The sequence below is a fragment of the Azotobacter tropicalis genome (assembly GCF_059739045.1).
Genome location: NZ_AP046059.1, coordinates 859,968 through 883,256, shown reverse-complemented (window position 1 = coordinate 883,256; position 23,289 = coordinate 859,968). Strand labels below are relative to the sequence as shown.

13 protein-coding genes and 1 pseudogene are annotated in these 23,289 nt (G+C 65.8%); 12 read left to right on the top strand and 2 right to left on the bottom strand.

Translation table 11 applies throughout. The features are described from left to right. Nucleotides 1–57: 57 nt before the first annotated feature. Together Atro_RS03935 and gloB are read right to left on the bottom strand one after the other, a co-directional pair. Nucleotides 58–1,407 (bottom strand): lytic transglycosylase domain-containing protein, encoded by a 1,350-nt coding sequence (locus Atro_RS03935; RefSeq protein WP_497926521.1) that lies wholly within the window; start codon nucleotides 1,405–1,407, stop codon nucleotides 58–60. A 98-nt stretch (nucleotides 1,408–1,505) separates the two neighbouring features. Continuing rightward, nucleotides 1,506–2,282 carry a hydroxyacylglutathione hydrolase gene (gene gloB / locus Atro_RS03930; protein ID WP_497927601.1) on the bottom strand — a complete coding sequence of 259 codons (777 nt, stop codon included), beginning with the start codon at nucleotides 2,280–2,282 and terminating at the stop codon, nucleotides 1,506–1,508. Nucleotides 2,283–2,475: 193 nt separating this feature from the next. On the opposite strand from gloB, the gene Atro_RS03925 reads away from it, so the two are divergent. The 12 genes and pseudogenes from Atro_RS03925 to Atro_RS03870 all read left to right on the top strand — a co-directional run bounded on the left by Atro_RS03925 (nucleotide 2,476) and on the right by Atro_RS03870 (nucleotide 23,172). Further along, nucleotides 2,476–3,237, top strand: a complete 762-nt coding sequence (locus Atro_RS03925) for a class I SAM-dependent methyltransferase (protein WP_497926520.1) — start codon at nucleotides 2,476–2,478, stop codon at nucleotides 3,235–3,237. Next, nucleotides 3,238–3,696, top strand: a complete 459-nt coding sequence (rnhA, locus tag Atro_RS03920; protein ID WP_497926519.1) for a ribonuclease HI — start codon at nucleotides 3,238–3,240, stop codon at nucleotides 3,694–3,696. A 26-nt stretch (nucleotides 3,697–3,722) separates the two neighbouring features. Continuing rightward, nucleotides 3,723–4,457, top strand: coding sequence for a DNA polymerase III subunit epsilon (gene dnaQ, locus Atro_RS03915; RefSeq protein ID WP_497926518.1), 735 nt, complete (start codon nucleotides 3,723–3,725; stop codon nucleotides 4,455–4,457). 84 nt (nucleotides 4,458–4,541) lie between these two features. Next, nucleotides 4,542–6,223 (top strand): annotated as a pseudogene (locus tag Atro_RS03910) (Orn/Lys/Arg decarboxylase N-terminal domain-containing protein); the annotation flags it as partial. A gap of 42 nt (nucleotides 6,224–6,265) precedes the next feature. Next, nucleotides 6,266–6,793: an Orn/Lys/Arg family decarboxylase gene (locus tag Atro_RS03905; RefSeq protein WP_497927600.1), complete on the top strand. Its 528-nt coding sequence runs from the start codon at nucleotides 6,266–6,268 to the stop codon at nucleotides 6,791–6,793. Nucleotides 6,794–8,076: 1,283 nt separating this feature from the next. After that, nucleotides 8,077–15,606 (top strand): SDR family NAD(P)-dependent oxidoreductase, encoded by a 7,530-nt coding sequence (locus Atro_RS03900; protein WP_497926517.1) that lies wholly within the window; start codon nucleotides 8,077–8,079, stop codon nucleotides 15,604–15,606. Between the two features lie 88 nt (nucleotides 15,607–15,694). Continuing rightward, nucleotides 15,695–16,915, top strand: coding sequence for a type III polyketide synthase (locus Atro_RS03895; protein ID WP_497926516.1), 1,221 nt, complete (start codon nucleotides 15,695–15,697; stop codon nucleotides 16,913–16,915). After that, nucleotides 16,912–18,141: a 3-oxoacyl-[acyl-carrier-protein] synthase III C-terminal domain-containing protein gene (locus Atro_RS03890; protein WP_497926515.1), complete on the top strand. Its 1,230-nt coding sequence runs from the start codon at nucleotides 16,912–16,914 to the stop codon at nucleotides 18,139–18,141. Before Atro_RS03895 ends, Atro_RS03890 begins: the two co-directional genes overlap by 4 nt. Before the next feature lie 366 nt (nucleotides 18,142–18,507). Continuing rightward, on the top strand, nucleotides 18,508–20,028 hold the full coding sequence (locus Atro_RS03885) for a 4'-phosphopantetheinyl transferase superfamily protein (protein WP_497926514.1): 1,521 nt from the start codon (nucleotides 18,508–18,510) through the stop codon (nucleotides 20,026–20,028). 105 nt (nucleotides 20,029–20,133) lie between these two features. After that, nucleotides 20,134–20,886: an ABC transporter ATP-binding protein gene (locus Atro_RS03880; protein WP_497926513.1), complete on the top strand. Its 753-nt coding sequence runs from the start codon at nucleotides 20,134–20,136 to the stop codon at nucleotides 20,884–20,886. Continuing rightward, nucleotides 20,883–22,133: an ABC transporter permease gene (locus tag Atro_RS03875; protein WP_497926512.1), complete on the top strand. Its 1,251-nt coding sequence runs from the start codon at nucleotides 20,883–20,885 to the stop codon at nucleotides 22,131–22,133. Before Atro_RS03880 ends, Atro_RS03875 begins: the two co-directional genes overlap by 4 nt. Nucleotides 22,134–22,416: 283 nt before the next feature. Next, nucleotides 22,417–23,172: an outer membrane lipoprotein-sorting protein gene (locus Atro_RS03870; protein WP_497926511.1), complete on the top strand. Its 756-nt coding sequence runs from the start codon at nucleotides 22,417–22,419 to the stop codon at nucleotides 23,170–23,172. The last annotated feature ends 117 nt before the right edge of the window (nucleotides 23,173–23,289 follow it).

Here is a 23,289-nt window from a genome sequence, read left to right as displayed (position 1 = left end):
GGAGCCGCCGGGCGGCAAGGTCCGCGGGTCTTTGCGGCCGGACGCTGCCGGCTGCCGTCAGTTCGCCAGGAAGAGGGTCAGAGTCTGTCCCGGGCGGATGGTCCGGCCGTTCAGGGAGTTCCAGCGCTGCAGCGTCTTGGCGTCGACTTGGAAACGCTGGGCGATGCGATGCAGCGAGTCGCCTTTGCGTACTTTGTAATAGGTCACCGCCTTGCGTTGTTTCTTGGCTGCTATCCGGCGTGGCGGCTCCTCTTCCGCTTCCTCCATGGCCAGCAGCCGCGCGCTGGGCGGCGTGGTGGCCTGCTGCAGGGTGAAGGTCCGGTGCAATTCCGGTCTTCTCGGGGAGACGGGCCCCCGGCTGGCGGTCGTGCGTTGCTTGCGCCATTCGGCCAACTGCTCGGGCGTGCGTCCCAGGCTGAGCTGTAGCCGCTCGGCATTCTCGGTCGGCACCAGCAGGTACTGCGGGCCGTCCAGGGTGATGCCGCGCTTGTAGGCCGGGTTCAGGCGGAGCAAGTCGCCCTTGTCGATGCCGGCCATCTCGGCGAGGCGCGACAGCTCCATGCTGCCGCCGATCTCCACCCGGTCGAAATAGGGCTCGTTGGCGATCGGGCTCAGGGTGATGCCATAGGCCTCGGGTGTGTTGATCACCTGGGACAGGGCCAGCAGCTTGGGCACGTAGTCCTGGGTTTCCTTGGGCAGGGGCAGGTTCCAGTAGTCGGTGGGCAGACCGAGCCGGCGATTGCGCTCTATGGCCCGGCTGACCGTGCCCTCGCCGGCGTTGTACGACGCCAGGGCGAGCAGCCAGTCACCGTTGAACATGTCGTAGAGCTTGGAGAGGTATTCGATCGCCGCCTGGGTGGAGGCGGTAATGTCGCGGCGGCCGTCGTACCACTGGGTCTGGTGCAGGTTGTAGTCGCGCCCGGTGGCGGGAACGAATTGCCAGAGGCCCACGGCATGGGCACGGGAATAGGCGAGGGGGTTGTAAGCGCTCTCGATGACCGGCAGCAGGGCCAGTTCCAACGGCATACCGCGTTCTTCCAGGCGCTCGACGATGTAATGGATGTAGAGCGCGCCGCGCTCGCTGACCTTGTCGATATGTGCCGGGTTGCTGACGAACCACAGGCGCTGGCGCTCGATGCGCGGGTTGACGCCCATCTCGATCCCGTCCTGCAGCGCGAAGCCTTCGCGCATGCGTGCCCAGATGTCCTGGGGCTGAGCGGTGGCGCCCTGGTTCAGCCATTGGGTTTCGCGCTTGGGCTTGGCGGCCAGGCGCGCATATTCGTCGTTGTTGCGCTCGCCGGTGCTCTGACAGCCCGCCAGGGCGGCGGCCAGGAGGATGACGATAAATGGAGTGCGCCGCGCCAATATGCCCGGGGCAACATCCTTGTTTAAGGGGGAGTTTGACATGGGCGGATAAGGGGTCCGGGCAAAAAAGTGGGCCGATTCTAGGAAGCACCCCGAAGGAGGGTCAACCCATCGGGGACTTTCAAACTGTAGGCGGCCGCCTAGAAATTGTCCTTCCAGGCTCGCAATTCGGCGAACACTTGATCTGGATCAAGAGTTGCCTGGCCGCTACGGCGGGCCATCTTTTCTTTAACGGATGTTTCTCCAGTGCGCAGAAAGGGGTTGGTTTTCCGCTCCAGGGCCAGGTTCGACGGCAGGCTGCCGAGCCCCTTGGCGCGCCAGGCGCTCACCTCGGCCAGGCGCCGGGCGATGGCGGGGTTGTCCGGCTCCACTGCCTGGGCGAAGCGCAGGTTGTTCAGGGTGTATTCGTGGGTGCAGTACACCAGCGTCGCTTCGGGTAGCCCGGCCAGGCGGCGTAGCGACCGATGCATCTGACCCGCTGTGCCTTCGAAGAGGCGCCCGCAGCCGGCGGCGAACAGGGTATCGCCACAGAACAGCCAGGGCTGCGCGGCGTCGTGGAAATAGGCGATGTGGCTGCGGGTGTGCCCCGGCACCTCGAGAATCCTGAAGGTGCAGCCGAGGACGTCGACTTCCTCGCCGTCGTGCAGGGTGAGATCGCGCAGCGGGATGCGTTCGTCGTCGGGACCCAGCACTCGGGCCCCGGTCGCCTGCTTGAGGGACGCCACGCCACCGATGTGGTCGGCGTGATGGTGGGTGATCAGGATATCGGCGAGTTGCCAGCCGGGATTCGCCTCCAGCCAGGCGCGTACAGGGGCGGCATCGCCGGGGTCGATCACGGCGATGCGCCGGCTGGCCGGCTCCTGTAGCAGCCAGATGTAGTTGTCCTGGAAAGCGGGGAGGGCGTCGATCCGTACCATGCTGTGTTCGCGGGCGTCCCGGTAACGTGACTCGGGCGTTTGCCGCATTCTCCTGTCGAAGGTGTCCATCAAGAAGGAATTTGCCGCTTCCAGGCCGGTGGCGGCGTTCGCCGAGGGCATGTTGACGCTGGCGGTCGCTAAACTTAAAAGGGTCCGTTCATCTTAGTCCGAGCATTCGACGCAGGGAGCCTTCATGACCGACCGAGCTTTCGTCCATGCCGATCCCCAGTGGCTGTCGCTGATGAGCGACGCGCGCGACTGGTTCGCCACGCCTCTCGGACAGCAGATGCTGCAGGAGGAACAGCGTCTGCTCAAGGAGGAACTGGCGCGTTTCTTCGGTGGCTACCTGGTGCACTACGGCCCGCCTGGCGAGTTCGAGGGAGCGGGGCAGATCCGCTGCTGCGTGCGCCTGGGCGCGCCCTTGCCGGGAGTACAGATCGTCTGCGAGGAGCAGGCCTGGCCGCTGGCCGAGCACGCCGCCGACGTGGTGGTGCTGCAGCATGCCCTGGACTTCAGCCTGTCGCCCCATGCGCTGCTGCGCGAGGCGGCGCGCAGCGTGCGTCCCGGCGGTCACCTTCTGGTGGTCGGCATCAATCCGCGCAGCCTCTGGGGTCTGCGCCGCCATTTCGCCGGCGACGTCCTGCGCCAAGCCCGCTGCATCGGCGCCAGCCGAGTCGGCGACTGGCTGGCGCTGCTCGGCTTCGCGCTGGAGAAACGCCGCTTCGGATGCTATCGTCCGCCCCTTTCATCCAGCGTCTGGCAATCCCGCACCGCGCGCCTCGAGTCCTGGGGCGATTCCTGGCAGATGCCGGGAGGCGGCTTCTACCTGCTGGTGGTGCGCAAGCTGGTGGTCGGCCTGCGGCCACTGCCGCAGACCCGCCGGGAGCCCATCGGCAAGCTGTTGCCGCTACCGGTGGCGAAGGTCAGCCGGCGCGCGTCGAAACATGGGGCTTGAGTGAGCGACAAGGTCGAAATCTATACCGATGGTGCCTGCAAGGGTAACCCCGGTCCCGGAGGCTGGGGCGCCCTGCTGGTCTGCCGCGGCGTCGAGCGCGAGCTGTGGGGCGGCGAGGCGGAAACCACCAACAACCGCATGGAACTGACCGCGGCCATCCGTGCGCTGGCCGAGCTCAAGCGGTCCTGCGAGGTGCAGCTGACCACCGATTCCGAATACGTGATGCGCGGTATTCAGGAATGGCTGCCGAACTGGAAGAAGCGCGGCTGGAAGACTGCCGCGCGCCAGCCGGTGAAGAACGCCGATCTCTGGCAGCAGCTCGACGAGCAGGTCGCTCGCCATCAGGTCACCTGGAGCTGGGTGCGCGGGCATACCGGCCATCCCGGCAACGAGCGCGCCGACCTGCTGGCCAACCGCGGCGTCGCCGCCGCCCGCGCGCAGAATAAACACCGCGTCTAAATATCCTGTAAAGGCATCGACAGAGCATGCGCAGCGTCGTACTGGATACCGAAACCACCGGCATGCCGGTGACCGAAGGCCACCGGATCATCGAGATCGGTTGCGTCGAACTGCAGGGCCGTCGTCTCACCGGCCGGCATTTCCATGTCTATCTGCAGCCGGACCGCGAGGTGGACGAAGGCGCCATCGCGGTGCACGGCATCACCAATGATTTCCTTACCGACAAACCGCGTTTCGCCGACATTGCCGACGAATTCTTCGAATTCATCAAGGGTGCCCAGCTGATCATCCACAACGCGGCGTTCGACATCGGCTTCATCGACAACGAATTCGCCCTGCTGGGCCAAACCGAGCGTGCCGACATCGGTGCCCACTGCTCGGTGCTCGACACCCTGCTGATGGCCCGCGAGCGCCATCCCGGCCAGCGCAACAGCCTCGACGCCCTGTGCAAGCGCTACGATGTCGACAACTCCAACCGCGACCTGCACGGCGCGTTGCTCGACGCCGAGATCCTCGCCGACGTCTGGCTGGCCATGACCGGTGGGCAGACGCACCTGTCGCTGGCCGGCGACGGGAGCGAGAACGGCGGGCGGGCCCAGGCATCGGCGATCCGCCGGCTGCCGCAGGATCGTCAACGCACCCGGGTGATCCGCGCCAGCGAGCAGGAGCTGGCCGCCCATGCCGAGCGGCTGACGGCGATCGAGAAGGCGGCCGGCGGCCCGGCGCTATGGCTGCAGATGGAGCAGGCGCAGCAGCAGTAGCCGGGGTTTTCGGCGCACGATATCTGCAGCTTGTGCTCGGCGCTCTGGCTTATCCTGAGGGCGAACTCCCTCAGGACACGAGTCGTGTACAAAGACCTCAATTTCCCGATTCTCATCGTCCACCGCGACATCAAGGCCGACAGCGTGGCCGGCGAGCGCGTACGGGCGATCGCCCGGGAGCTGGAGCAGGGCGGCTTCAGCATCCTGTCCACCGCGACCTCCAGCGAGGGGCGCATCGTCGCTTCGACCCATCACGGCCTGGCCTGCGTCCTGGTCGCTGCCGAGGGGGCGGGGGAAAACCAGCGTCTGCTGCAGGACATGCTCGAGCTGATCCGCCTTGCCCGCGCGCGCGCGCCGCAGCTGCCGATCTTCGCCCTCGGCGAGCGAGTCACCATCGAGAACGCGCCGGCCGAGGCGATGGCCGACCTCAACCAGCTGCGCGGCATCCTCTATCTGTTCGAGGACACCGTGCCCTTCCTCGCCCGCCAGGTCGCCCGCGCCGCCCGCAACTACCTGGCCGGCCTGCTGCCGCCCTTTTTCAGCGCGCTGGTCGAGCACACCCTGCAGTCCAACTACTCCTGGCACACGCCCGGTCACGGCGGTGGCGTGGCCTACCGCAAGAGCCCGGTGGGCCAGGCCTTTCACCAGTTCTTCGGCGAGAACACCCTGCGCTCCGATCTTTCGGTGTCGGTGCCAGAGCTCGGCTCGCTGCTCGACCACACCGGCCCGCTGGCCGAGGCCGAAGCCCGGGCAGCGCGCAATTTCGGCGCCGATCACACTTTTTTCGTCATCAACGGCACGTCGACCGCCAACAAGATCGTCTGGCACTCGATGGTCGCCCGCGACGACCTGGTGCTGGTCGACCGCAACTGCCACAAGTCCATCGTCCACGCCATCATCATGACCGGGGCGATTCCCCTCTATCTGCTGCCGGAGCGCAACGAGCTGGGCATCATCGGACCGATTCCGCTCAGCGAGTTCAGCCGCGAGTCGATCGCCGCAAAGATCGCCGCCAACCCTTTGGCCCGTGGTCGCGAGCCCCGGGCGAAGCTCGCGGTGGTGACCAATTCCACCTACGACGGTCTCTGCTACAACGCCGAGCTGCTCAAGCAGACCCTGGGCGATACCGTCGAGGTGTTGCACTTCGACGAGGCCTGGTTCGCCTACGCCGCCTTCCATGAGTTCTATGCCGGGCGCTATGGCATGGGCACCACCCGCTCGTCTGACAGCCCGCTGGTGTTCAGCACTCACTCCACCCACAAGCTGCTGGCAGCCTTCAGCCAGGCCTCGATGATCCACGTGCAGGATGGCGGCCGCCGCCAGCTGGACCGCGACCGCTTCAACGAAGCCTTCATGATGCACATCTCCACCTCGCCCCAGTACGGCATTCTCGCCTCGCTGGACGTGGCTTCGGCGATGATGGAGGGCCGGCCGGGCGCTCGCTGATCCAGGAAACCTTCGACGAGGCGCTCAGCTTCCGCCGTGCTCTGGCCAACCTGCGCCAGAGCCTGGCGCCGGACGACTGGTGGTTCGACATCTGGCAGCCGCCGCGCGGTGCAGCCGGCGAGCAAGGCGCGCCCAGCGACTGGCTACTGACCCCGACGGCCGACTGGCACGGTTTCGATGCCCTGCCCGAGGACTACGTGCTGCTCGACCCGATCAAGGTCACGCTGGTGACGCCAGGGCTGAATACTGCCGGCCAGCCCGCCGGACAAGGCATTCCGGCGGTGGTGGTCAGCCGCTTCCTCTGGGAGCGTGGCCTGGTGGTGGAAAAGACCGGCCTGTACTCCTTCCTGGTGCTGTTCTCGATGGGCATCACCAAGGGCAAGTGGAGCACCCTGCTGACCGAGTTGCTGGAGTTCAAGCGCTGCTACGACGCCAACCTGCCGCTGGGGCAGGCGCTGCCCTCCATCGCTCAGGCCGGCGGCAGCCGCTATGCCGGCATGGGCCTGCGCGACCTGTGCGACCAATTGCACGATTTCAACCGGCAAAGCGCCCGGGCCAAGGCGCTCAAGCACATGTACAGCCTGTTGCCGGAGCTCGCTCTCAAGCCCGCGGAGGCCTACGACAAGCTGGTGCGCGGCGAGGTCGAGGCGGTGCCCATCGAGCGTCTCGAAGGACGCATCGCGGCAGTGATGCTGGTGCCCTATCCGCCCGGCATTCCGCTGATCATGCCGGGCGAGCGCTTCACCCCGACCACTCGGGCGATCGTCGATTACCTGCACTCCACCCGCTCTTTCGCGGCCCGATTCCCGGGGTTCGACCTGGATGTGCACGGCCTGCAGCACGAGGATGGCCTCCAGGGGCGCATCTACACTGTCGACTGCCTGCGCTGATCCAAGCCCCAGCCATCCGTGCCAGCACTGCCGCGGATGGCTTCGAGGTGCCTGACGCGCGCCTTTGCGCCAAGTTTGCGCTATTGCAGCGGCAATGCTTTTCGATTACCGGCAGCCTTATATGCAGCCGTTGCCCGGAACTTGTTCGAGCTTTCGAGACAAGCGAGGCGCCATCAGTTTGATCCCTGTCTTTTTGAATATGCCTCCGTGCAGGCGCGCGCCAAGGCGGCCGGAGTCGAGCACACAAGTGTTTCCCGGTCGGTCGGAAAAATGCTTGTGAAACAATGCAGGTGGCATTTTGATTTTATCTTGCTTCCAAGTGCTGCGAAGTGTCTGGCCGTATATGCCCAGAAACTTTCTCCCGTATTCAGGTCGGTCCGTGGTGATCGCCGGCATTTCCCTTTTAGTTGATATTGAAGTTGCTTGTCGTTTTCCATGATGGCGATTTGCTCTTTCGATATCGTTTTGCTGGCGCCGTTGCTGCGTTGCACAGCGTCAGCCAAGATTTTTTGCTTGTTATTGCGTCGCAAAATTAATGTTGTGGCGGGAGGTGGCCATTATTAATATGGCTTATTCGTTATAATTTCGGTCGATTGTTAAAGTTGCACGAGGCGATTTAATGCATTGGCCTTGTCGTTCTTTCAAAGCATAGGGAGTCATTTTTTCAGTTGCATTTTTGTATTTTAATTTTAAAAAAATCAGTACCTTAATATATATGTGATATTTGTTTTCTTATTGGGATTTACCTGTTTTCCATTTTGGTAGGTCGTTTTTCAAACACAATTGGCTGTTTCGCTTGCCTCGTCACTTGTCTCTCTGTTGCTCAGTGCAATGATTCTTACCATTTCCGTTTCGTTTCTGTGGTTTTGCACCATGCAAAAACGTATGTAAGCCCATTGGCTGTTGCTCGATCGTCTTGATGGCTAATTGCCTTCATTTATTTGTGAAAATTTGCTTTGGATTCGGGATTCACTTTCCCGATTGGTCCGTAATGAATTACGGGAAATTCCGGGTAGGCTTTGTTTCGTCGGTAGTGTGAAAACCAGCATTTTGATATCGAGCCAAAGACGGCCGTAAGCCATTTCTCTTGCAGGGATGCGATGCAGATTCCGCCTCTTCACTTGAGAACTCGGCAGGCCTTGAGTGATGTCAATTGAATGGCATTTCCCGCTTTCAGGGTAATCGGGGCTATGCCAGTCGAACGCGAGCACGGTGTGAAGCGCTCGAACAAGGAACAAAAGCTGCGCTGAAAAAACGCATCTTTTTGAGAGCAGGATGATCAAATGGCTAGTCATATTGCGATAACACCCGCAGGGTATCTCGACTCCAAGATTGCGATTGCTGCCTGCCGCGCCGGGGAGATTGGCATCCTCGACCTGGGCTGTCACAACGCTCCGGAAACCACCCGGGCGGCCATCGAAGGCCTGGCCGCCAGCGCCGGGCCGAACGCCCAGTGGGGTATCCGCTGGGATACCCTCGGCTCCGCCGAGCGCGGCCTGGAGCAACTGGCCGAGTTCATCCCGCAGCGCGTACCGATCCTGGTGCTCGCCGGGCTCAAGCCGGACGACCTGGTGTTCACCGGGATGCAGCCCAAGGAACTGGCCGCGCTGAAGAAGAAGATCAAGCGCCTGGCCCGCAAGATCTTCGTCGAGGTCTGGGACCTGCCCTCGGCACTGGCCGCCGAGGCCTCCGGCTGCGACGGCCTGATCCTCAAGGGACACGAGTCCGGCGGCTGGGTCAGCCGCCATTCGAGCTTCATCCTCCTCCAGGAGCTGCACGGCCGGGTCAACATTCCCTACTGGGTACAGGGCGGCATGGCCACCCACACCGCGGCCGCCGCGGTACTCGCCGGCGCCTCCGGCGTGGTGCTCTGCGAGCAGCTCTGGCTGGCCGACGAAAGCCCCTTCGTCGGTACCCCGCAGGCCCGCGCCTGGGCTGCGCTGGATGGCAGCGAAACTGTGCTGATCGGCCCGGAACAGCGTTCGTTCCGCCTGTTCGGCCGCGGTGCTCGCGAGCGGATCGAGGAGCTCGAGCAGGCGGTGATCAAGAACGAGCCCTGGGAGAGCCTGCTGCTGCAGTCCCTCGCCCAGGCGGACGCACCGCTGCTGCCGATGGGCGAGGACATTGCCCTGGCCGCCGCCCTGGCTCGCCGCCACGGCACCGTCGGACGCATCCTCGCCGCGCTCGCAACCTGCACCGAGCAAGCCCTGCGCGGAGCCCGCGAGCAGAAGGCGCTGGGGCCGGATGCGCCGCTGGCCCAGCTGCACGGTACCCGCTATCCGATCGTCCAGGGCCCGATGACCCGGGTCAGCGACGTCGACGGCTTCGCCAAGGCCGTGGCCGATGGTGGCGGCTTGCCGTTCATCGCGCTGTCGGTGATGCGCCAGGAGCAGGTGCAGAGCCTGCTGACCAAGACCAAGGAACTGCTCGGCGACAAGCCCTGGGGGGTCGGCATCCTCGGCTTCATGCCGCTGGAGCTGCGCCAGGCCCAGCTCGAGGTGGTTCGCGCGATCAAGCCGCCATTTGCACTGATCGCCGGCGGACGTCCCGGTCAGGCCCGGGAACTGGAAGCCATCGGCATCAGCACCTACCTGCACGTACCGTCGCCCGGGCTGCTCAAGGGCTTCATCAAGGACGGCGCGCGCAAGTTCATCTTCGAGGGCGGCGAGTGCGGCGGCCATACCGGTCCGCTGAGCAGCTTCATCCTCTGGGAGTCGGCCATCGACACCCTGACCTCGGTCGAGATCAATGATCCCGAGTCGGTCCAGGTCCTGTTCGCCGGCGGCATCCACGACGAACTGTCGGCGGCGATGGTTTCCGCCCTGGCGGCGCCGCTGGTCGAGCGCGGCATGAAGATCGGCGTGATCATGGGTACCGCCTACCTGTTCACCCACGAGATCGTCAACAGCGGCGCGATCCTGCCGGAGTTCCAGTCCCAGGCCATCGCCTGCAAGGAAACCACCCTGCTGCAGTCGGGCAAGGGCATGTACACCCGCTGCGCGGTGACACCCTTCTGCGACGAGTTCAACCGCACCCGCCGCGACATGCTGCTCGCCCTGGAGGCTCCGGAAAAGGTCCTCAAGGTGCTGGAGCTGTTCAACATCGGCCGCCTGCGCATGGCCTCCAAGGGCATCAGCCAGAACCCCGACCGTTCGGCAGCCTCCCGCTACGTGCAGATTCCCATCGAGGACCAGCGCCGCGAAGGCATGTACATGCTCGGCGAAGTCGCCCGCCTGCGCTCCAAGGCGCTGAGCATCGCCGAGCTGCACAGCGCGGTATCGGTGGGCTGCGGCGGGGTGCTGGCCCAGGTCGAGCAGCGTCTGCCGCGCAAGCGTGCGGCCAAGCGCGTGGCGGCGGAAAGCGATATCGCCATCGTCGGCATGGCCGGTCTGCTGCCCGGGGCCAACGACCTGCGCACCTACTGGCAGAACATCATCCACCGGGTCAACGCGATCCGCGAGGTGAGCGAGGAGCGCTGGCGTCCCGAGGACTTCTTCGATCCGAAGCGCGGCACGCCGGACAAGGTGTATTCGAAGTGGGGCGGCTTCATGGACGACATCCCGTTCGACCCGTCCCTGTACGGCATCCCGCCGGCCAGCCTGAAGTCGATCGAGCCGGTGCAGCTGCTGGCCCTCGACGTGGTGCGCCAGGCGCTGGCCGATGCCGGATTCGACCGCCGCTCGTTCGCCAAGGACCGCACCGCGACCATCTTCGCCGCCGGCGGGATGAACGAGCTGGGCTGCGACTACATCTTCCGCGGCCTGCTCAGCCATTACCTGCCGCGGATCGACGGGCTGCCCGAGGAAGCCGCCAAGCAACTGATGGAGGCGCTCTACGAGCAGGACCTGCCCAAGTGGACCGAGGATTCCTTCCCCGGCATCCTGGAGAACGTTATCGCCGGACGGATCGCCAACCGCTTCGATCTGCGCGGCACCAACTACATCGTCGACGCGGCCTGCGCCTCGTCGCTGGCGGCCCTCGACGTGGGCATCCGCCAGCTGCGCAGCCACGATGCCGATGTCGCCGTGGTCGGCTCGGTGGACGCCACCAACAACCCGATCGGCTTCCTCTGCTTCGCCCAGACCCACGCCCTGTCGCCGCGCGGGCGCAGCCGTCCGTTCGACGACGGCGCCGACGGCATCGCCTTGGGCGAGGGCGTAGTGGCCCTGGTGCTCAAGCGGCTGGGCGACGCCGAGCGCGACGGCGACCGCATCTATTCGGTGATCAAGGGCATCGGCGCCTCCAGCGACGGCCGCAACCGCAGCCTCACCGCGCCGCATCCGCAAGGTCAGGTCACCGCCCTGCAGCGTGCCTACGAGGACGCTGCGGTCGATCCGACCACCATCGGCCTGATCGAGGCGCACGGCACCGGCACCGCGCTGGGCGACAAGTCGGAGATCGAGTCGCTCAACCTCGCCTTCGGCAAGACCGACATGGCCAGGCAGTCCTGTGCGGTGGGTTCGGTCAAGTCGATGATCGGCCATACCAAGGTCACCGCCGGCCTGGCGGCGATGATGAAGACCGCGCTGGCGCTCAAGCAGCGCGTGCTGCCGCCGACCATCGGCGTCGACACGCCGAACGCGAAGATCGACTTCGGCCGCTCGCCGTTCTTCATCAACACCGAGACCCGCCCCTGGCTGAACGCCTCGGACCACCCGCGCCGCGCCGGGGTCAGCGCGTTCGGCTTCGGCGGCACCAACTTCCATGTGGTGATGGAGGAGTACACCGGCGCCTACCGCGACAGCGACGTCGTCGACCTGCAGCCGCGCGATGCCGAGCCCTTCGCCTTCCGGGGCGCGGACCGCACCCAGGTGCGCGAGCAGGTGCAGCGCCTGCTCGATGCCCTGGAGCATCCCGAGCAGGTCGATGTCGCCCAGCTCGCCTACGCCGTGCAGCTGGAGCAGGGGACGGTCCGCACCGGCGACTGCCGGCTGGCCCTGGTCGCCAGTTCCGGCACGGATCTCAAGGCCAAGCTGGAACTGGCCCTGAAAGCCTTGCAGGGCCGCGAGAGCGAAGTGAAGTATCCGCAGGGGGTGTTCTTCCGCGAAGGGCCGGCAACCGACGGCGGCGTGTGCTTCGTGTTTCCCGGCCAGGGTTCGCAGCGGGTCAACATGCTGGCCGACCTGACGACCTCCCTGCCCGAGCTGCACGGTCTGTTCGAGCGCGCCGACGTGCTGCTCGCCGACCGCCTGGAGCAGCCCCTGTCGCGCTACATCTATCCGCTGCCGGTGTTCAGCGACGAGGAGCGCGCCCGCCAGCAGACCGCGCTGAACGCGACCCAGGTCGCCCAGCCGGCGCTCGGCGTGGTCGACAGCGCCGCGCTCCGGGTGCTGGGCGACTACGGCCTCGAGCCGGACTTCGTCGCCGGGCACAGCTATGGCGAGTATGTCGCCCTGCATGCCGCCGGAGTGATCGGCCTGGACGACTTCATCCGCCTGTCCGAGGCCCGCGGCCGGCTCGCCGGCGAGGCCGGGCGGCGCAATCCGGGGGCGATGGCGGCGATCGACGCCGACGAGGTTCGGGTCCGCGCGCTGATCGAGCAGCATGGCCTGAACGTCACCCTGGCCAACCTCAATGCCGCCGACCAGACCATCGTCGCCGGTTCGATGGAGGCCATCGAGGCGGCGGCCAAGGTGCTCGGCAACGAGTCGCTGCGGGTCAAGGTGCTGCCGGTCAGCGCCGCCTTTCACTCGCCGGCGATGGCCAGCGCCCGCGAGGGACTGGCGGCCGAGCTGGCAAAAGTCGAGTTCAAGCCGGCCCGGGTGCCAGTGTTCAGCAACACCACCGGCACGGCCTATCCGGACGACCCCGAGGCCATGCGTGCCCTGTTGGTCGAGCACATGACCGAGCCGGTGCACTTCGTCAAGGAGATCAACCAGCTGTACGAGGCCGGCGCGCGGATCTTCGTCGAAGCCGGACCGGGCCTGGTGCTGACCGGGCTGGTCGACCGGATTCTCGGCGACCGCCCGCACACCGCGCTGGGCATCGAGGCGCCCGGACGCGGCGGCTGGATCCAGCTCGCCCATGTGCTCGGCCAGGTGTTCGTCCTCGGTCTGCCGCTGGAGTTCGGCCGCTGGTTCAAGGGCCGCGGCTACGAGGCGTTGACGGTCGCGGAGGTGTTGGCCCGTGCCAAGACCAAGGCCGTGCCCGGTCCGCTGGTCTGGCGCGTTAACGGCGCTCGCGCGGTGCCCTGGAACGCACCGGCCAAGGCCCGTCCGGCGATCGCCCAGGCCCCGGCCGCCGCCGCGCCCAAGGTCCCGGCCAGTGCGCCGGCCCCGCTGCCGGCGGCAGCGCTCAGGCCCCAGGCACAGCCGGTCGCGAGCAGCTCGACCGTCGCCCACGTCTCTTTCGCCCGACCGGCCATCACTCCGGTCAACGTAAACCGCCACGCGCCACAACGGAGGTTCAGCATGGCAAACGACAACACGCTGCGTACGGGGGATCTCCCGGCAGAGATGGAAGCTCCATCGCTGTTAAACGTCGCACACGTCCAGGAAGTCATTGCGCAGTTCATCGCGCTGCAACGCGATCAGCAGGATACCCTGCGTCGCTTCCTCGATTTCCAGAGCAGCCTCGCGGGAGCTGACCTGGCAAGCGTCGGCGAGTCGCGCCCCAGCCTGCAGGTGGTGTCCCAGGCCGGACCGGTGCCGGCGCCGGCGCCGGTGCTGCCGGCTCAGGTGCTGTCGCTGCATGCCGCCGGTCTGCCGGTCGGCCGCGAACCGCAGGTCGCGACCATCGAGGGCTCGGTCCAGCGCAGCGAGGTGCGTGTCGAGGCGCCCAAGCTGGCGGTCGCCGCCGCCGCTCCGGCTGCTCCTGTCGCCAAGTCCGCCGCTGCCGCTAGTCCGGCTTCCACCGAGGCGTTCAAGGCCGATCTGCTGCAGGCGGTTTCCGAGCGCACCGGCTATCCGGAGGACATGCTCGACCTGGATGCCCACATGGAGGCCGACCTGGGCATCGATTCGATCAAGCGCATCGAGGTCCTGAGCCAGCTCAAGGACCGCCACAACCTGATGGAGGGACGCGACGAGGAGGCGGTGTTCGAGGAGCTCACCGGCCTGAAGACCCTCAACGAGATCGTCGTCTGGTACGACAAGCTGCAGGGTTCCGGCGCTGCCGGGGAAGGAGCGCAAGCCTCAAAAAAAGCACTGACTCCGCCGTCGGCATTGCCGGCTGAGACGGCGGAGTCCGCAACCGAAGTTGCGCCGGAACAAATCGTCCACTGCTACAGCGTCAAGCCCGTCGCCGCGCCCCTGGGCGCGGCCGCCGGCCCGCAGCCCGCAGCCGGCCTGCCGGTCCTGCTGGTGGGGGCCGACTCGGAACTGGCCACCGCCTTCCGGGTCGCCCTCGGCCAAGCCGGGCACGCGGTGAAGCAGATCGTTCCGGGCAAGGAAAACCGCGCGCTGGGCGATGAGCGTTTCGAGTTCGATCCTGCCTCGCTGGAGTCGGTGCAGGCGCTGCGCGACCTGCTCGGCGAGGGACGAATCGGAACGCTGGTCAGCCTGCTCGGCGTGCCGGCCGGGGAGAGCGATTCCGTCGCTCCGGCCAAGGTCCTGTTCCTGCTCTGCAAGGTCTTCGACCAGGACCTCAAGGCCGCCGCGCGTGCCGGCGCCGGCTGGCTGCTCAGCCTCACCGTGCTGGACGGGCGCTTCGGCCTCGAGCACTCGCGCGAGCTGCCGATCGAGTCCGCCGGCACCCTGGGCGTCGCCAAGTCGGCGTCGCGGGAGTGGGGCGAGGAGGCGCACGTCAAGTGCGTCGACCTGTCGCCGACCCTCAAGGTCGGCGAGATGGTCGAGCGGGTGCTGGGCGAATGGGCCGCGCAGACGCCGGCGCTGGAAGTCGGCTACGGTGCCGAAGGGCGCTGCCAGCTGGAGCTGACCCGGCAGGCGGCCGGTGCCGCCGCAGGGCTGCCGGTTCTCGGAGAGGGCGCCGTGGTGCTGATCACCGGCGGGGCCGGCGGCATCACCGCGGAAATCGCCACTGCCCTGGGCAAGGAGTACCGCCCGCAGCTGGTGCTGGTGGGACGCAGCCCGCTGCCGGAGGAGGAGGCCGAGGACACCCGCGGCATCGCCGATCCGGCGCAGCTCAAGCAGGTGCTGATCGGCAAGCTGCGCGGCGAGGGCGGCGCGAAGCTGAAGCCGGCCGAGGTCGACCGGGTGTTCAAGCGCCTGCTCAAGGATCGCGAGATCCGCGACAACCTGGCGCGGCTCGAGGCGACCGGCGCGAAGGTCGAGTACCACGCCGTGGACGTGCGCGACGGCGAGGCCTTCGGCCGGGTGATCGACGGGATCTACGCGAAGTGGGGACGGCTCGACGGCGTGCTGCACGGCGCCGGGGTCATCGACGACAAGCTGATCCGCGACAAGACCCTGGAGTCCTTCGCCGCGGTGTACGACACCAAGGTCGCCGGCGCCCGGGTGCTGGCCAGCCGGCTGCGTCCGGAAGGCCTGAAGTTCGTGCTGTTCTTCTCCTCCATCGCCGGCCGTTTCGGCAATGCGGGGCAGAGCGACTACAGCGCAGCCAACGAAGTGCTCAACAAGCTGGCCGACAGCCTCGGCCATGCCTGGCCCGGCGTGCACGCGCTGGCCATCGACTGGGGCCCCTGGAAGTCCGGGATGGTCGGGGACCAGATGCTCAAGTTCTATGCCGAACGCAACATTCACCCCATTCCGCTGGAGATCGGCACCCGTCACTGCCTCGAGCAGATCCGGCGGGGCAGTACCGGCGAGACGGAGCTGGTGATCACGGCGAGTCTCGAGCAGATCGTCGAGCAGATGCAAGCACGCAAGAAGCGTGATTCGGGGCACCAGTCCTAGGTAGGAACGGCCCGAGGTTGAAGTTTTTCCCGCGCGTTCGCGCGCGGGATCGCTGTAGAGGCACCCGCTCAGTCAAGGAGGAAATACCATGAGCAGTCCCCACAATGCAGTCCTTACCGGCTTCACCCCCGTACAGTTGGCCAAGCCCGTTCCCCAGGCGCTGACCCTGGAGTTGTCCGCCTACGCCTTCGCCCGTGCCTACTGCCTCAAGAACGGCATCGCTGAGGGCGACGAGGCGGGCTTCGCCCAGGTCTACCAGACGGTCAAGGAGAAGTTCGACAAGTACGCCCTGTCGTCTTCGCAGATCAAACGGCGCCAGCTGATCTTCTTCCCGAAGGTCGCCGATATCCGCTTCGCCAACGGTCACGTCGACATCGCGCCGCCCGAGCACCCCTATCTGCGGCTGTTCGACATGATCGATGACCCGCGCGGTGCGGATCTCAAGGTGCGCCACGAGAGCTACGCCAAGGTCGTCGACCAGGGGCTGGAGCTGATGTTCCAGAATACCGCCGAGGCACCCGACGACCTCATCCACGTGACCTGCTCGGGCTATCTGTCGCCGAGTCCGGTCGAGCGGATGGCGGCCAATCGCGGCTGGTTCGAGACCACGGTGACCCACAGCTACCACATGGGCTGCTACGGCGCCTTCCCGGCGATCAAGATGGCCCACGGCATGCTCTCCTCGTCGCGCTTCGGCGTCACCCCGGTCAAGCATCGGGTGGACATCGTGCATACCGAGCTGCTCTCGGCGCACAACAACATCGTCGATGCGCGGGCGGAAAACATCATCACCATGACCCTGTTCGCCGACGGGCTGATCAAGTACTCGGTGCTCTCCGAGGAAGAGCTGCACCGCCAGGGAGGGCACGGCCTCAGGGTCCTGGCGATGAACGAGCACCTGCTGCCCGACTCCGCCGACGACATGACCTGGATCCCGGGCTCGCACCAGTTCCTGATGACCCTCACGCCCATGGTGCCGGTGGTCATCAAGCGCCATGTCCGCGACTTCGTGGTGAAGCTGCTGCAGCGTGCCGGCATCGAATTCGAGCACGAGAAGCGCGAGCTGACCTTCGCCATCCATCCGGGCGGACCGAAGATCGTCGAGCACATCCAGGAGGATCTGGGGCTCGCCGACGAGCAGGTGGCGATCAGCAAGAGCGTGTTCCTGGAGAACGGCAACATGTCCTCCGCCACGGTCCCCCACATCCTCAAGCAGGTGCTCGAGGAGGTGGATATAGGCACTCGCGTCGTGTGCCTGGGTTTCGGTCCTGGACTGACTGTCACCGGAATGGTGGTGGAGAAGATATGAACGACATGGTCTATCCCAATGGTGCCGTGCTGACCGGCTTCATGCCGATCCAGGTGGCCAAGCCGATTCCCCAGCGGATCAGCCTCGAACTGACGGCCTACGCCTTCGCCAAGGCCCACTGCCTGAACAACGGCATCACCGACGAAGAAGGCTTTCTCGATGTCTACAAGACGGTGAAGGAGAAGTTCGACAAGTACGCGGTATCGGCTGCGCAGGTCAAGCAGCGGCAACTGGTCTACTTCCCGAAACTGACCGACATCCGCTTCGGCGACGGCAACTTCGATGTCGCCGACCCGGAGCCCGATCAGGCTCACCTGCGGCTGTTCGACATCAAGAGGGACCCGCGCGGTGCGGACCTCAAGACGCGCCATGAAAGCTTCGCCAAGGTCGTCGAGGAAGGTGTCGAGCGGATGTATGCGGCCGACGAGTCGGCGCCCGACGATCTGATCCACGTGACCTGCACGGGCTACCTGTCGCCGAGCCCGGTCGAGCATGTGGTGTCGAGACGCAAATGGTTCGACACCACCGTGACCCACTGTTACACCATGGGCTGCTACGGCGCCTTCCCGGCGATCAAGATGGCTCATGGCATGCTCGCCTCGTCGCGCTGCGGCGTCACCCCGGTCAAGGACCGGGTGGACATCGTGCACACCGAGCTGATGTCCGCCCACAACAACATCAACGAGTCGCGGGCGGACAACATCATTTCGGCGACCCTGTTCTCCGACGGACTGATCAAGTACTCGGTGCTGTCCGAGGAGGAGCTGCGCCGGCGAGGCCAGCGAGGCCTGCGCATTCTGGCGATGAAAGAGCATCTGTTGCCGGACTCGACCGACACCATGACTGGAGTGCCCGGCTCGCACCAGTACGTCATGACCCTCTCGCCCCTGGTGCCGGTGATCATCAAGCGGCATGTGAAGGCCTTCGTGGTGGACCTGCTGCAGCGCGCCAATATCGACTTCGAGCGGGAGAAGGACGTCCTGGGTTTCGCCATCCACCCGGGCGGACCGAAGATCGTCGATCATGTCCAGGATGAACTGGGTCTGTCCGAAGACCAGGTGGCGATCAGCAAGAGTGTTTTCTTCGAAAACGGCAACATGTCTTCCTCCACGATTCCGCACATTCTCATGCTGCATCTGGAGGAGGCCACTGTCGGCACTCGTATCGTATGCCTCGGCTTCGGGCCGGGGTTGACCATCACCGGATTGGTTCTGGAGAAGATATGAGCAGTGCAAGCCTTTCCCATCTGGTATTCGATACCAGCAACGACATGCCCCTGATCGCCCGCGTCTACGAGGTGGAGTCCGCCGAGGAGCTGCGGACCGAGGAGCCGGCCGAGGAGGCGGCGGCGATCGTCGCCGCGGTGACCCGCGAGACCGCCCTCGTGCAGGAGGAGGTCCGGCCGGCCGAGCGTCCGGCCGGCCCGCCGCCGAGCCCTTGGAGGAGGGCGGCCTGCCCTTCGTCGGCCAGGTGCTCGCCTACGCCCCGGCGAGGCGCTGCTGATCCAGCGCCGGCTGCACCTGGACGAGGACCTGTACCTCGCCGATCACGCCTTCGTCCATGCCCCGGGGGTCAAGCCGGTGTCCGCCTGCATGCCGGTGCTGCCGCTGACCATGAGCCTGGAGGTGATGGCCGAGGCGGCGGCCTGCCTGACGCCCGGCCTGGGGCTGATCGGCTTCGAGGACGTCAAGGCCACTCGCTGGATCGAGGTGTCCGACCGCGATAGCGAGCTGCTGAACATCAGCGCCCGGGTGCAGGAGGTCGATGCCGACGCCCAGGTCTGGCGTATCGCCGTGGCCATCCGGCTCGAGGGGCAGGAGCAGCCCTCGACCACCGCGACGGTGCTGTTCTCCACGGCCTACCGAGTCGATCTCGACCTGGCCTTCGGCAGCTTCAGCAATCCCTATCGCCTGCCCCTGACCGGCGAGGACATCTACCGGGAACGCCATATGTTCCACGGGCCGTGCTTCCACTGCCTGACCGGGGAAATCATCGTCGCCGACGAGGGGGCGGTGACGGATCTGCTGACCCGGCCGCCGACCGCGCTGTTCCGTTCGATCGAGCAGCCCCAGCTGCTGATCGATCCGGCCCTGTTCGACGGGATCGGCCAGTTCATCGGCGTGTGGGCGATGCAGCACGACCGCTACGTGCTGCCGATCGGTTTCGGCAAGCTCGAGCTGTATCGCTCGACGCCGCCGGCCGGCACCCGGGTGCCGATCCGCATCGAGATCATCCGCGACGAGACCATGACCATGTATGCCAACGTGGAGATCCAGGACGGTTCCGGCGGCGTCTGGCTGCGCGTGCGGGAGTGGGGGAGCATTAAGTTCCGCCATCCGCAGCAGGTGCTCGATTTCCGTCGTCAGCCGACCCGGTATCTGCTGAGCCGGCCCCTGGAGCTGCCGTCGCTGGCCAAGGGCGTGCAGGGCTTCCAGATCAGCAGAGCCGATACCCAGGGCTTCGACCCGCTGCTCCTGGCGCGTCACTACCTGCACCTGGACGAGATGGCGGACTTCACGGCCAAGGCCGCCGTCCCGCCGCGTCAGCAGCAGTGGCAGCTCGGCCGGGTGGCGGCGAAGGACGCGGTGCGCGCTTGGCTCGCTGCGCGCACCGAGCAGGCGGAGATGCTGCACCCGGCGGCCTTCGCCATCGACAGCGAGGCGGCCGGCCAGCCGCTGGTGGCGGCGCTGGAGGGGCACGCGCAACTGCCGAAGATCAGCATTGCGCATAGCGCGGATCGGGCGGTGGCGCTGGCCGGCGAGCAGCCGGTGGGCATCGACATCGAGCAGATCCGGCCGCGCGACCCCGGCTTCCTGGAGAGCTTCAGCACGGCCGGCGAGCGCGAGCTGCTGGACGATCTGGCACTGGAGGGCGAGGCGAGGGACGAGTGGATCACCCGTCTGTGGTCCGCCAAGGAGGCTGCTGGCAAGCTGCTGGGAACCGGCGTGGATGGCGCCCCGCAACGCTTCGAGGCGATCGCCATCGACGGCGCCGGGAACTTCATCATTCAGGCCCACGGCAGCGATCGGTTGATCAGCGTGCACAGCGTGCGCGACGGGAATTTCATCATCGCCTACACGGCTACCGAAACAGCGGGCGCATCCGGTCGATAACCGGCGCGGCGTCCGGGCCCTGCGGCGCAGGCCGCGGCCCGGTCGCGCCCGGACTTCGCGGATCGCAGGGGATTTCAAGGCATTGGACGCATCAGGAAACCCGACATGAACACCATCACTTCGATCGGAACGGCCCCGCTCGTCGAGCTGCGCCGAGTCACCAGGCACTACCAGATCGGCGAAAAGCCGGTGATCGCCCTCAAGGGCATCGACATCACCATCCAGGCGCGCGAGTTCGTGGCGATCTGGGGGCCTTCCGGGTCGGGCAAGTCGACCCTGTGCAACCTCATCGGCATGCTCGACTCGCCCACCTCGGGCACCGTGCTGATCAACGGCCAGGAGGTCAACGATCTGTCGGACAACGCCCGCAGCGAGCTGCGCAACCGGACCATCGGTTTCGTCTTCCAGAACTTCAATCTGGTGCCGGTGCTCTCGGCGCTGGAGAACGTCATGCTGCCGCTGCAGATCGCCGGTGCCTCGTCCTCGGTCGCCCGGGAGCGGGCGATGGCGCGGCTGACCGAGGTGGGCCTCGAGAAGCACGTCACCCACCGCCCGGCCAAGCTCTCCGGCGGCCAGCAGCAGCGGGTCGCCATCGCCCGGGCGCTGGTCACCGACCCGGCGCTGGTGATCGCCGACGAGCCCACCGCCAACCTCGACTCGGGCAACGCCCGGCGGATCATCGAGCTGATGCTGAGCATCAACGCCAGCCACGGCACCGCTTTCGTCTTTTCCACCCACGACCAGCGCCTGCTGGAAAGCGTCAAGCGTCGCGTGCTGATGCAGGACGGCGAGATCGGCAGCGACAGCCAGCCGGCACGCCCGACCGTACAGACCCGTGTCGCAGGGAGCCGCCCATGATCACCTGGTTCAAGCTCGCCACGCGCAACCTGTTCCGCAACGGCCGCCGCTCGCTGTTCACCGTGATGGCGATCGGGCTCGGCTTCGCTGCGGTCAACGCCCTGGGCGGTTTCACCGCCTATATCTTCACCAGCCTGGAGGACTCCTATATCCACATCCAGGGCAACGGCCACATGTCGATCTTCAAGAAGGGCTTCCTCAATGAGGGCAAGCTCGACCCGACGCGTTACCTGCTCAACGAGGAGGAGGTCCGGGCGATCGACGAGGTGCTCGCGGCCCATCCGGAGATCCGCATCTCGACCCCCGAGCTGAACATTTCCGGTCTGGTCAGCAACGGCGAGGTGTCGACCATCTTCCTCGCCAGTGGCCGGGTGTCGTCGAAGGTCGACGTCATCCGCAGCCAGTCGCGGACCAAGGTGGGCGGCATGCGCCTGTTCGACGGCGAGCCCATGACCGACGACAAGCCCAACGGCGTGGGCATGAGCCAGGGGCTGGCCGACCAGCTCAGGTTCAAGCAGGGCGACACCGTGGTGGTGATGGCGCCGACCGTGAGCGGGCAGATCAATGCCCTCGATGGCCAGATGCTGCAGACCTTCAACTCGCCGGTCGAGGCGCTGGAGGACAAGCTGATGCTGGTCAACCTGGAGTTCGCCCAGAACCTCTACGACACCACCAGCGTCGACCGGATCAACGTCCTGCTCAAGGACGGCCTGCTCACCCAGCCGATGCGCGCGACCCTGCAGAACGAACTGGCCGCCCGCGGCCTTGAAGTAGAGATCAAGACCTGGAACGAGCTGTCGACCTTCTACACCAAGGTCAAGAACATGTTCGACGTGATCTTCCTGTTCGCCTTCCTGATCGTGTTCACCATCGTGGTGATGAGCGTGATCAACACCGTGGGCATGGCGATCATGGAGCGCACCCGGGAAATCGGCACGCTGCGTGCCCTGGGCGTGAAGCGGCGCGGCATCGTCGGGCTGTTCGCCCTGGAGAGTATGCTGCTCGGCCTGTTCGGCTCGCTGGTCGGGGTGCTGCTCACCCTCGCCGTGTGGTCGAGCATCGCCACCCTCGAGCCGACCTGGATTCCGCCGCAGATCACCCGGCGCATCCCGCTGGAGGTCTACCTGGTACCCAAGGAAATGCTCTGGAGCCTCGTGGCCCTGATGGTGCTGTCCCTGGTCGCGGCGAGCCTTCCGGCACGCAAGGCGGCGCGGATGGAGATCGTCGGCGCGCTGGGGCATGTGTGAGCCGCAGGAACGAGTTTTCGAACCGACGGAGATTTGAGAGATGAAAGGACTTTCCCGCATTTCCGCATTCGGTCTGGCGCTGTTGGTCAGTACCCTGGCTGTCGCGGAGAACACTGCACCCTCCGCACCGACTACCGGGGGATAGCCGGGGCTTCTTCAGCCGGCTGTTCGGCAGCGACGAGGACGACAGGCCCGCCGAGCGGCCCGGCAGTTCCCAGCCGGCGTCGGTGGCGCCGCAGGCCGACGCGGCCCCCAGGCCGCCAGCCAGCCCGCCGCGCCGAGCGTGCCGGCGAGCAAGACGCCCGAGGTCAAACCAGTACCGGCGGTGGCCAAGGCCAGCATCCCTGCGCCGCTCGCCGGCTCCGGCGAAGATCCCTACCAGATCCTCAAGCGAGCCGACGAGTCGCGCGGCAATCTGCAGGGCATCGCCTGGAACGTGGAGATCGAGTCCAACGAGAAGGGCCGTGTCGACAGCATGCTCTACGACATCAAGGCGCGCGGCTTCAACATCTCGGGACTCAACATCGCGCCGCCGAAATCCAAGGGGCAGAAGCTGCTCATGCTCGACAACAACATGTGGTTCCACAAGCCGGGTCTGAGCAAGCCGATACCCATCTCGCTGCGCCAGAAACTGATGGGGCAGGCCTCCTACGGCGACGTCGCCTCGACCAACTACGCCGAGGACTACGACGCGACCCGTCTGCCCGACGAGACCGTGGAAGGTGTGGAGTGCTACGTCTTCGACCTCAAGGCGCGCAATTCGAAGACCACCTACGACCGGATCGTCTACTGGGTGGACAAGAAGCGCATGGTGGGGGTGAAGGCGGACTACTACACGCTGTCGGGCAAGCGCTTCAAGTCGGCCAACATGGAATACGGCAGCACGGTAACGATCAATGGCGAGCCGCGGCCTTTCATTTCCGAGATCGCCATCTACGAGGAGTTGATGAGCGGCGACGTCACCACCCTGAGCATGACCAAGCCCAAGCTTTCGCCGTTGCCGGATTACATCTTCAACCTCAACTTGTTCATGAAGTGAGTCCGCTATGGAGCGCTCCGGCATGACGAAAACGCCATGGATGGCCGGTTCGGCATTGCCTCTGCAATACGGAGCGCTCCATACTAGTTTTTCATCAGGACTCAACAACCCGGTCAG